This window comes from Chitinophaga sancti, assembly GCF_034424315.1.
Taxonomy (GTDB): Bacteria; Bacteroidota; Bacteroidia; order Chitinophagales; family Chitinophagaceae; genus Chitinophaga; species Chitinophaga sancti.
The window spans coordinates 101,908-113,995 of sequence record NZ_CP139972.1 but is presented as its reverse complement, the minus strand read 5'-3'; the positions used below and the strand labels follow the sequence as shown (position 1 = coordinate 113,995).

The 12,088-nt window shown below is 47.8% G+C and carries 6 protein-coding genes; 1 reads left to right on the top strand and 5 read right to left on the bottom strand.

All coding sequences use genetic code 11. The features are described 5' to 3' along the window. Positions 1-7: 7 nt before the first annotated feature. Positions 8-1,042, top strand: coding sequence for a hypothetical protein (locus tag U0033_RS00410; RefSeq protein WP_072357246.1), 1,035 nt, complete (start codon positions 8-10; stop codon positions 1,040-1,042). Positions 1,043-1,080: 38 nt separating this feature from the next. Here the strand turns inward: U0033_RS00410 and U0033_RS00405 are convergent, their stop codons facing one another. From U0033_RS00405 to U0033_RS00385, 5 genes are all read right to left on the bottom strand, one after another. Beyond that, positions 1,081-1,722 carry a DUF3823 domain-containing protein gene (locus U0033_RS00405; protein WP_072357245.1) on the bottom strand — a complete coding sequence of 214 codons (642 nt, stop codon included), beginning with the start codon at positions 1,720-1,722 and terminating at the stop codon, positions 1,081-1,083. A gap of 5 nt (positions 1,723-1,727) precedes the next feature. Then, a complete protein-coding gene (locus U0033_RS00400; RefSeq protein ID WP_072357244.1) occupies positions 1,728-3,602 on the bottom strand; it encodes a RagB/SusD family nutrient uptake outer membrane protein in 1,875 nt (624 codons plus the stop codon). Positions 3,603-3,686: 84 nt separating this feature from the next. Beyond that, positions 3,687-6,845, bottom strand: coding sequence for a SusC/RagA family TonB-linked outer membrane protein (locus tag U0033_RS00395; protein ID WP_072357243.1), 3,159 nt, complete (start codon positions 6,843-6,845; stop codon positions 3,687-3,689). 354 nt (positions 6,846-7,199) lie between these two features. Further along, positions 7,200-8,762, bottom strand: a complete 1,563-nt coding sequence (locus U0033_RS00390; protein WP_072357242.1) for a SusD/RagB family nutrient-binding outer membrane lipoprotein — start codon at positions 8,760-8,762, stop codon at positions 7,200-7,202. 30 nt (positions 8,763-8,792) lie between these two features. Then, a complete protein-coding gene (locus U0033_RS00385) occupies positions 8,793-12,071 on the bottom strand; it encodes a SusC/RagA family TonB-linked outer membrane protein (RefSeq protein WP_072357241.1) in 3,279 nt (1,092 codons plus the stop codon). Positions 12,072-12,088 lie beyond the last annotated feature (17 nt).

Here is a 12,088-nt window from a genome sequence, read left to right as displayed (position 1 = left end):
CCAACCTATGAACCCTATAAGAATTATTATTGTATTGCTCCTGCTGGCCAATGAATCCCGGGCGCAGGAGCTAACCTCAAAATTTACGGCTGTAGAAGTAAATTTAGATGGGGTATTTAACACCTTCAAACAAGGCGATTCCTGTGTGGTAACTGCACCGGATGGATTTAGTTCGAAATCGGTCTTTATCGATGCCAGGGCGGGTGTAAATGATTCCGTAAAGACATACCGGATCAATGTACAGACACCTGGATTAACGAAACTGGCCGTAGAAGATGTACAAAAATACGATACCTGTTATGTAAGAAAATACAGGTATCGGTTTCCTGTAACTATGCAGGTAATGGATAAATCCGGTACCCTACTCAGGTCAGTCACTGTTGTACAGGACGACGTAGAATTCTCCTCATTGGTAGATTCAGCTTTCCTGTCTGGTACCGGGAAAAGGAGCTGGAGTTTTCAACCCTTTATGCATGACACGACTTGTCTTGCCTGGACAACGGAGCATGAAGCAAAGATTGAAAAAAGACTGGCTGAAAATGCATGGGATGACGCCTGTGAAAGGATCAGGGATATATTGGATGCCGGATATGGGAGTACCATGTATACAAAGAACGGATATAATATCTACCTGATCAAATCCCCGGCAGCAGAACAAATAGAGCTGCAGGAACTGTGTAAGCGGATGCAAAAGACGATCAATACCTGGGGACCACTGGCGATTCGGTTAAATGGCGACCGACAGGCAAAACTGGGGAAGATGGCAGATGAATTTGTTAGTGCATCGAAGAAAACCGGCTTGCCAGAGAATCTTCGTTTTCTTTGTTTGTACAATGCCAGTGTATGTGCTTTGTTAAGTGGCCAGGGCGATAAGGCTGTTGAGTATTATAACGGGTATATAAAAATTAATCAAAAAGCAGGTGTGCCTATCAGGTTAGCAAATAATCCGGATGCGGATGCCTGGAGAAAGTATAATTATCGTAGCCTGCTACTACATGCTTCGAATAATGAACCGCTTAATATTCCATATATAACAGAATAAAAACAGGGTGTCTCTTTAGCGGAGACACCCTGTTTCTTTTATTTCACTTCCTTTATTTCAGAATACACCTGTTCTGCTACCCCAGCTGTCTTCACGCCTACCCTTGCAAAATACGCTGCATCTGCCGGTAAGGTCAGCTGCATTGTAAATGCCCCTGAGATATCAGGCTTGGCAGATACACTTCTGATGCTGTTTACCTGGTCTACAATATTCGTATTACCAATATAAAGATTCACTGCTTCCAGAGGCAGGTTATTGTTAACCTGCTGCACAGAAACAGTCGCCGTGAGCTGTGTACCACTCTTTGTAAAGCTTGCATTCGTGATGATGAAATATGGCTTAACAGTGATATCTACATTAGTAGCCCCGCTTACCTTTACGTCGATAGAATCTGCATTATCCAGCCATGGGCCATTGCCCTGGCGCAGCACCAATTTGTAATCCCCGTCAAATAATATGGCGGAGAAAGCGCCATTCTGTCCTACGTAAACAGGTATTTTGGAGAACAATGCATATCCATGCTGCCACAGTTCTACCTGCACACCATTAGAGCGCAGGCCTAATGCATTCTTATCGTACACCACCCGTCCGCTAAGTGTGGACTTAGGTTTTTCGAAGTTATCTTTTTTACATCCGGCTGATAGGATCAGCAGTAAGGATGCTATGATTAAGTATCTCATAATGCTTAGTGGAATGGGTTTTTAATAATCTTAGGATTATTGTTCAGCACTGACTGGTCGATGGCTGTGTAGTAGTTACCCAGCTGGAAGAAGCGGGGTGCGCGGAAACGGGGCGCCACCATTTTTACAAACACATATTTGCCATCGTGTGCATTACCGGGGCGGATCACCCTGTATGGGTACAGTGCATAGATCATGGCATCGGCACCGGAGCTGCTGCCATTCCAGAGTTTGTCTGCAATACGCCAGCGCTTCAGATCCCAGAGGCGGTGATCTTCGAATGCCAGTTCTACACGGCGTTCATTGCGGATGCGTTCATCTGTCAGCACAGTTACACTGTTTGCCGGGAAACCGGCGCGTTCACGCAAGGTATTGATGTAATTGAGCGCAGGTCCTGTCTGGCCTAATTCGAAAGCTGCTTCGGTCGCATTCAGGTAAATCTCACCCAGGCGGAACCATACCCACCATACATCGCTCTGTACACCACGGGTACTGGTTTTATCATTGGGGTCAATGAATTTCTTCAGGTAAAACCCGGTGTTGGATACTTCCTGGATGGAGCGGTGCGGACCGGAAGTACCTGTCAGCAATTTTCCATCGCTGTAGGTGGTACCAAGGTCACTGCCTTCTACCACATCGTAGGCATTGCGGGTATCATTCCAGACCATTACCCCAGCCTGGATTGACAGTTGCAGACCTTTGAAAGTAGTGCCGGGATAGATGATGGTACCGTATAAGCGGGCATCCTTGTTAGCGAAAATATCCTGCACATTATCGTAGTAAATGAAATCACTGTTGTCAGCTGTGCGGATCTTCAGTGCGCCGTTTGTACCATCTAAATATTCGTAGCTTTCTACGAGGTTCAGGGAGGGCGTTACGGATGATGAGCCCAGGTTATCTTCGCGGATACCACGGGCAATATTATCGTAAGAGAATACATGCTTACGGGTAGGCAGCAGGTAGTCTTTGACGAAGATCACCTCCTTGTTGGAAGCTTTCTTGGTGACTGCTTCGAAGAAGTTCTCCCCATTGTCAGGGTTGTTCTTATAGAGCGTATATACACCACTGTTAATGATCTCCTGGGAGGCCGCGAGTGACTGCTGATAGTAGTTGTTGGCCATGGAAGCAGGGATGCCGACTTCCCCACCGGGCGTACTGATCGGAGCAGCCATGAGACTGTTATACTTTGCAATGGAGGCAGCGTAGAGCAGGGCGCGACTCTTTAGTGCGAGTGCGGTGTACTTGTTTGCGCGGGATACGCTACCATCATTTCCCAGGTCATTTTTGATGGCGTCTACTTCGTTGCCTATGAAATCGTATACTTCTGATTCTTTGGCACGGGGCTGCTGCAGGTTGGAGACATTACCACTGTAGTCGTAGATGAGCTGTGAGGTAATGAGTGGCACCCCTCCCATTCTCTTCACCAGTTCGAAGTAGTTGAAAGCGCGGAGGAAGCGGAGTTCGGCGGAATATTGTTTCTTCTGGGCGGCGGTGAGATTGACACCGTATTTTGCGATGTTCTCAATGGCGAGATTGAGATCGCGGATGAAGGTGTAGTTCCAGAGATACCAGCTGTTGTAATTATAAGAGGTGATGTTGTTACGGCCATCTTCGTTGGACTGACCGCTCCACATGGCATCGTCGAAATTGGCCATGTCGCGCCACTGGAAGAGCCGCCCATCAGCGTTGTCATTGACATCGACAAGGCCGGATTCGGCCGGAAGGCGGTCGTAGAAATTAGCGAGGAGGGCAACGATTTGTTTAGGGTCGTTCCATACCTGCTGATCTGAGAGGATGGTGCGGGGCTCCCGGTCCAGCCAGTCTTTCATGCAACTGGTAGTGCTGAGAAGGAGGAGCAATATGATGCTAAGTTTTTTCATGTTGTTTGGAATTTAAAAGTGGCTTTTGTCATGACAGGGAGTATGTTAAAATTTCCCGGTCATGAAGTCTCTGCATTTTCATTGTTAGAAAGACACATTAAAGCCGAAATTGTACAAACGTTGTTGCGGATACACCAGGCCATTTGAAGAACTGATTTCAGGATCAATTTCAAATTCCTTCACATTATCAAATGAAAACAGGTTTGTACCATTTACATACACGCGCAGTGCTGAGAGCCCGATCTTCTTTACCATGTTTTTTGAGAAATTATAAGCCAGTTCCAGGTTTTTCAAACGGAGGTAATGCACGTTTGTAATCCAGAAATCGTTTACCTGGTAGTTTACGTGAGTTGTATTATCCTTGCGAATAGCAGGGTATTTACCACTTATCCAGGCACTGTTGTTATCATATGGATCGGCCCTGTGCCAGCGGTTTGCCAGCATGTAAGCAGGGGATGAACCGTTGTTCTGGAAAGGATAACGCAGTTCCCAGTCACGCAGGAAAGACTGCATCGTTGCACCTGCCAGATCCATTCTCAGGGTAAAGCCTTTATACCCCACACTGGCATTCAGGCCAAAGCTCATGTAAGGCTGTGCACCCTGTGCGTAGCCAATAGGGCGCTGATCCAGGCCATTGATGATCTTATCACCATTTACGTCTTCGTATTTGAAATCACCGGGCAGTTCGGTACGGTTACCCTGGCCATCGTTGTCGATACCGTAGTTTTTGATCTCCTCCTGTGAGTTGAAGCGACCGGTTACGTGGTAACCCCAGGTTTCATTGGCCCACCTGTTTTCGATGGAGTTGCGGTATTGATCCCAGCCGTTACCAAAACGTGGTTTGTAGGTATGCAGGCTTCGCAAACGGGCAAAGGTCGCATTGACACCAATGCTGTAATTCACTTTGCCGCTCTTGCCCATATAGGTGACCATACCTTCGATACCACGGGTAGCGTCAGAATTCAGGTTGGCATTGGGCAGGCTATAGCCTACCTCACTTGGCAGGAGTACATCGTAACGTGCTGCGGGGAGACCGGTACGGCGGCGTTCGAATACGTCGAACTGACCGCTCATTTTATTATCCAGTACGGTGAAGTCAAAACCGGCATTCCAGGTTCTGTTCTTTACCCAGGAGAGTTCTGTCACAGCCAGGCCACGGGGGCGCAGACCAATCACATAACTGTTGTTGAGTACAGCGCCTCCCTGATTGAAATTGTAACCGGCAAGGTAGCCAAATGCAGTGGGCGCACTACCATCAGAGAAACCGATTTCGCTACCGGTTTCACCGTAGGAAACCCTCAGTTTCAGGTCGTTCAGCCAGTCTTTTTTCAGGAAGGGTTCCTCTGTAATACGCCAGCCGAGAGATACACCCGGGAAGAAACCCCAGCGATGGCCCTGGGCATAGATGTAAGAACCATCATAGCGACCTAATACTTCCACGAGGTATTTGGATTTATAGTCGTAGTTGATACGGCCAATGTAACCGGCCCTGGCTTCCAGTGACCATTCGTCGGAGAGATAGTCCTGCTCCACGAGGTATTGCGTAGGCACGTAATTGTTAGTAGGTATTGTATGTACTACGTAGTAAGAGTTGTCGTAATCGGAGAGTTCATACGCACCAACCGCAGAGATATTGTGGTTACCGAACTTGCGGTTGTAACTGAGCTGGAACTGCGCATAGCGGGAGACAACGTTACGTTTGTGTCTTTCGCGCCATGGGTTCTGGTTACCGAAACCAGGTTCTGTATAGTAGCTATTGTTGGTAGCGTCGTATTTGTACGCATCCCAGGTATATTCAAAACCGTCGAATTCTTCGTTCATGTAGTTGTAGGAGTAGATCCCTTTTATACTGAGGCCAAAGTCGAGGTCGTACTGAGCATTCAGGTTTACGTTCATGCCGCGCCACCATTCGTTCACATAGCCGGTTACATCATCTTTGTAGGTGGCCGGGTTTACGTTTACGTTGTGGGTCTGGTTGATGTACTTCGGGTTATCATTCGCATAGGGGCTTTCTGTTGGCCACATGCTGAAGATACTGAGGAAGGGATTAAAAAAGTCATCGAGACCGGGTACACCTACCTGGTGGCGTTTTTCGAGGCGACCGCTGATCTGGGTACCTACTTTGAGTCCTTTGGCCAGGCTGCTTTCGAGGTTCGCCTGGAGATTGGTACGCTCGTAGTTGAAGTCTTTGATCACGGCTTCCTGTTTGAGGCGGCTTACGGACATATAGTAGCTGTTGCGCGGCCCTCCGCCGGAGGCATTGGCACTCAGGTAATACTGTGGCACATTGGGCCGGAGTACTTCCTTGTAGTAGTCATAGCTTTTGTACCCTTTTTCATTACCGGCTTCCCATTTGGCCAGTTGGTCTTTGGTGTAGAGCAATGAGGGATCACGGCCCAGGTTCTGTTCGGACTCCACGAGTGCGCGCACGTACTGACCGGCATTGGCGGGGTGCGGATAGCGGGTGAAGTTCTGGAGGCCGTAATAAGCGCTCATGTTGATGTTGGGCTGGTCGTTTTTACGGCCTTTTTTGGTGGTCACGAGGACAACACCGTTGGAGGCGCGGAGACCGTAAATGGAGGCAGAGGCATCTTTGAGGATGGAGATGTTCTCGATATCCTCCAGGCCCAGGTTGTTGAATACGTCCTGACCTGATCCGCTGGTAAAACCAAAGGAGGTCACGGCCGTGCTACCGGTGTAAGGAACGCCATCGATTACGAAAAGCGGGTTCCCGAGGTTGCGAATCTGGATGGAGGTACCGTTACCCGGGCGGGAGTCGGCAGCTCTGGCCGTAATACCGGGCATTTTTCCCACCAAAGCGCCGGAGGTAGTCGTTGCCGGGGTACGCACCAGATCGTCTGATTTTAGGGTGCTTACGGCCCCTGTAACGGATGCCTTACGTTGTACACCATATCCAACCACGACAATATCGGTCAGGTTGCTGGCCAGGGAGGTCATGGTGATCTGGATACGGCTGGTGCCCGTAAGGGTCACTTCGCGGGTCTGGTAGCCAATAATGCTGACAGTAATGATGCTGCCGGCGGCGGTAGAGAGGGTGAAGGTACCATCGGGTTTGGTCACGACGCCCCTGTTTCCGTTTTTGACAGCGATGGTGGCACCAGGAATCGGGTTGTTGGCAGAATCGGTGACAATGCCATTAAAAGTTTGTAGATCGTGCTGCTGTGGGTATGCCCGTGCGTAAACGAGCAGCAGCAACGCTAAAAAAGCGTAAAGCAATTTCATAACGTACTTTTTTTACGTTTAAGTGGAATGTGAGATTGAGCAGGTTACAGGCATGTCAAGGGCCCTTGCATGCCGGTGCAACCAGATTTATAGTTCGTATGGTATGTACTTTAACTCATCGGCTTAACTACGTACAGTGCTACTATCAGTCAGCGTCTTTTCTATAACGGGTAAATTTGAGGTGAATTTATAATATAATTGTCATTCTAACAATTATAAATCGGGCATTTTCATATAATCCTCCAAAATAGGGAGTGAATGGCCTGTAACCAGCCGGCAAATGGCATCTACAGAAAACAAACAGGGATGTACCAGAAGATACATCCCGTTGAACTAAACACTTATCTCTACTTATCAATTAACATCCCAGAAGATCTTCGTATCCCGGGTATCCTTGCCGGATACTGCAGAATAGTTAGCACTGTTATACAGCTGTTCCGATGACGGATAAAGTAGGCGGTTTGGAGGTGTTGGACCACTTGCTGATGTGGAGGTAGCAAAGTCCAGCACCGGGTACCCGGTTCTTCTGTACTCTGCCCATGCCTGGCCGGCCTGCAGCACGAAGAAATTCATCCATTTCTGCGTGTAAATTTTAGCCAGTTTTTCTGTGGTGGTACCACTGTAGGCAATGGCGTTCTTCAGCAAATAGGTACTGATGGTAGCAGTGGTTGGTGCGGTCAGTGCAGTATAGTCTCCGCTCTTCAGCACCATGTTGCTGTTGATACTATAATAAAATGCAGTAGACTGTGTAATCCCATTTTCATAGTCTGTCTGCGCGGTGCCGATAGTCCATCTCTCATCTGCTTCTGCTTTCAGGAAGCTCACTTCTGCAGCGGTCATCAGCACGGCCGGAATATTATAGTTATAGAAGAATGTAGCGGAATCGAAGGTAGCATAGCCACCTGCTTCGTATTGTGCAGTGGTACCGTTCACAGGGAATCCTTTGAAACCATTTGTACCATCTGCATCCCAGAATACATCTGTACGCGGGTCATTATTCGCCAGCATCAGGGTATCCAGCAGGTAAGCCGGTGCGTATGGGTAGCCGGAGAATACATCATTCAGGTCACTTTTTACGGTGGTAGGGCTCATCCACAATACGGCATTGTACTCATTAGCTGTAATGAGCGGGTAGGTAGCCGGATCGTTCAGCATAGTCGTTACTTCTGTCTTTGCAGTAGCTTCGTCGTAATTAGAGATCCGCATCAGCAGACGTAGACGCAGTGAGTTGGCATAGCGCTGCCATTTGCCCAGGTCTCCGTTGAACATCAGGTCCTGTTTCTTCAGTTCAGTAGCCTGCAGGGTAGCTAGGGTGGCTGTATCGAAATAAGCATTCAGCACTTTCAGGTTCGTGATCATAGTGTCGTACAGACTTGCTGCATCATCAAACTTTGCATAACTCAGGGAACGGGTAACGTTCAGTGAGTTGGACGCTGAGAAGGGAATATCTCCCCAGAGGTCGATCATCTGTGATGTCTGGTCATATAAGATCACCTGTGCCACTTTCAGGAAGATCAGGCCTGTTTGCTGATCTTCGGCAGACATGGCATTGTAGACGGTCTCCATTTCACGATAGTTACTCATGATACCCGGGCCACTGTAATTGTAGTCTGTACCGGTAGCACCATCATAGTAATCCACCCAGCGGTTTTCGGTATAGCTGGTAGAGGGTACATACATCTGTGCACCTGGCGAAAGGGCTACGGTTTGAGAGAACGCACCTGTGGTTGGCATCACGAATGTATACCAATCCCAGTAAGAGGGGTGAATCCTTTTATTCAGGTACATACCCGAAAGTAATTTACCCAGGGAGCCACTGGTGGTGAGCTCGGGGTTCATATAGTTTTCTTCCAGTGATTTCTTACAGGAGCTGAAAGCCGCTGCAAGGAAAGCAAATATTATAAAGAGACGTTTCATTTGTAATCTGGTTTAGTTTGGCAATTAAAATTAGAAGCGTGCACGCAGGCTGGCACCAAGGCTACGGGTAGCACCGGCAGTACCGTTGTCAATACCCTGGCTGGACCATGAAGAACCTACTGCTACTTCCGGATCTAAACCATAAGGCAGCGATTTATACAGGTAGAACAGGTTGCGGCCTATGAGGCTCAGCTGCAATTGCTGCAGGTGCAGGCGGTTCGTGATCTTTTTAGGCATGCTGTAAGAGAAGGATACTTCACGTACCTTGATATAACTATTGTTGAATACTGCTGCAGAGTAGTCACCATCGTTACGCCAGTTGAAATTATTCATATAGTAAGCGGCTGCGCTGATCACCTTGCTGTTGGTTGCACCTGTGGATGTTACTCCTTTCAGGATCACACCATCATGACGGTCACCATCTGCATTGGCGGTGTAATCGGCTTTTGCATCATCATTTGCTACATAAGAGATCCCACCATGTGCCGCATCCCTGTATTGCAGTGTGTTTTTAAACATACCTGCACCTAGCTGGTAGTAGGTAGGGATAGAGATCAGTTTACCACCAAAGCGGTAATCCAGTGTGAAGTCCAGTGTGAATGCTTTATAGCTGATAGTATTTGAGAAACCACCAACTACTTTTGGCAGGATATTACCTGCGTACTTGTAGTTGTTCGCATCCACGGTATAGTAACCATCACCACTTACTACTTTGTTGCCATTTGCATCTGTAGTCATAGGGTGTACATAGATGTTACCCAATGCATCGCCAACTTCGGATCGCATGATCAGGTAACCACCACCATCTACGTTGTCTGTGAGACTCTGAAGATTGTTATCCAGTTCAGTCAGCTTGTTCCTGTTGATGGCGAAGTTGAAACGGGTGGCCCAGCGGAAATCTTTTTTCTGGATAGGCGTTGCATTGATTGCTGCTTCCCATCCGTAGTTAGAGATGCTACCGGCATTCATCAGTTCAGTGGTTGCACCGCTGGAAGGCGCTGTGCTGGCTGTTACGATCTGCTTGTTCACCTTGTTATTATAATAGCTCAGGTCCAGCCCTACTCTACCATCAAGGAATTTGGTTTCCACACCAATTTCAGATTCACGTTTCTGTTCGGATACGATATTAGGGTTACCGAATGCAGAAGCATTAGGTTGCTGATAGAGGATGTTTGCGTTATCGTATACTACGGAGTATTGATTGTACGCCACGTTCGAAGCATAGATAGCAGGATGGTTACCTACCAGCGCGTAAGAAGCTCTCAGCTTGCCATAGTTCAGCCAGGAAGGCATCTTCAATACATCGGAGAATACAAAACCGGCACTCACGGATGGATAGAAATAAGTGTTCACATGGCTGGGCAAGGTAGAAGTACCTTCGTAACGACCCGTTGCTTCCAGGTACAGGAAGCTTTTGTAACTCATGTTGAACATAGCGAATGCAGCTCCATCTACCTGTGTGGCACGGGCAGACTGTGAAGTGACGGTACTCGCAGAGTTAGCAAGGCTGAACCAATTTTCTTCTGCCAGACCATCGGTGGTAGAAGTTTTCTGGTACAGGTAAGTTTGTTTTCTGCCCGAACCACCACCGGTTACAGTGAGGTCGAAATCGTGGCTGATCTTAGGGTTCCAGGTCAGCAGCAGATCGGCATATGTATTATTGTTGTTACGTTGTTCAGTAGCATATGCACCGGTGTAACCGACTGTAGAAGGCTGTGTGTTGTGTTCCTTGTCGAGGGCGCTCCAGCCGGTGTAATCACTACCTACACGGCCACGGAAGCGCAGGTTGTCGAGGAACGCTACATTCAGTGTGATGCTGTTGATGAAACGGTTTTGTGTTTCATCGTAACTATTACGCAGGTTGGTATACAGGTAATCGAACAGGTTGGTAGCGCGTACCCTGTAAAGTAATTTCTCATCCTGATCATAGCTGTAGTTATTGTAGGCAACGTATTTATAACCGTTGGAAGTTTTGTATTTATCGAAGTACGTATCCATATCATCCATACGGCTGAAGAAACCATTATATTCGCCAAAAAGGCTGCTCATGGCGTAAGCGCGGTTATGGGTGAAATTGTTATTGTAAGTAGATACGAGATCAACAGATACTTTTCTACTCAGTTTCAGGGTACCGTTGAAATTGAAGTTGTTCTTATTCAGTTTGCTGCCGGGCATGATGCTTTTATAGTCCGTGCGGGTATATGACATACGGTAGCTACCATTCTCATTTGCATTGGACAGTGCCATGTTCAGGTTAGAGTTATAACCCTGCTGGAAGAAATCTTTATAGTTATTTTTGTTCGCTTTGTAAGTACGTGTAGAACCATCCCAGTATTTCACGGAGCTGTTATCGAACTTGGGGCCGAACTGTGGGTAGGCGCCATAGTAAGGATGCTTGCTGCCATCGGAATCGGTTACCCAGCCCTGGGCATCTGCTATACCGTTACCAACGTTTGTTTGTGCATCATAGCCGGGACCATATTCGTTCTGGTAATCGGGATTGGTAGATACGTTTTCGAGGTTGAAAGTATAGTTCATATCAACACCTAGACCTCTGCCTTTGGTACCTTTTTTAGTGGTGACCACCACCACACCGTTAGTAGCTTCCGAGCCATAGAGTGCAGATGCGCTGGCACCTTTGAGGATAGTGAGTGTTTCGATATCTTCAGGGTTGATGTCGAGTGCACCATTACCATCAATACGGCTGTTGGTAGTACCCCATGACTGGGAAGTGAGTGTATTGTAGTTACGGATAGGAATACCGTCTACAACATACAGGGGCTGTGTGCTCATGCTGATGGACGATACACCACGCACCTGTACGGATACGGCACTACCGGCACCACCCGGTGCTGAAACGATCTTTACACCGGCAGCTTTACCATAGAGGGCAGAAGCGAAGTTGGTAGAACCGCTCTGTGTGATCTCTTTTGCGCTGACGGTGCTGACTGCATAACCGAGTGCACGGGTTTCTCTTTTGATACCCATGGCCGTAACGACTACTTCGTTCAGGCCTTTCTGATCGGTAACCAGGTGGATAGAAGCGGCGGCAGATGCTGCTACTTCCTGTTTTACATAACCAATGTAGGAGAAGATCAATGTAGCGCCGGGAGCTACTTTCAATGAGAACTTACCTCCGTCGCCGGTACTGGCACCATTAGTGGTGCCTTTTTCCTGCACACTTACACCTACGAGTGGATTGCCTTTTTCATCCTGTACAGACCCTGAGACTGTCTTTTTCTCCTGTGCGATTGCGTTGAATACGCATAGCAGGAACAGGACCGTACATACAATAAACGATCTTTGCATTGAATTGCTAATTTTTG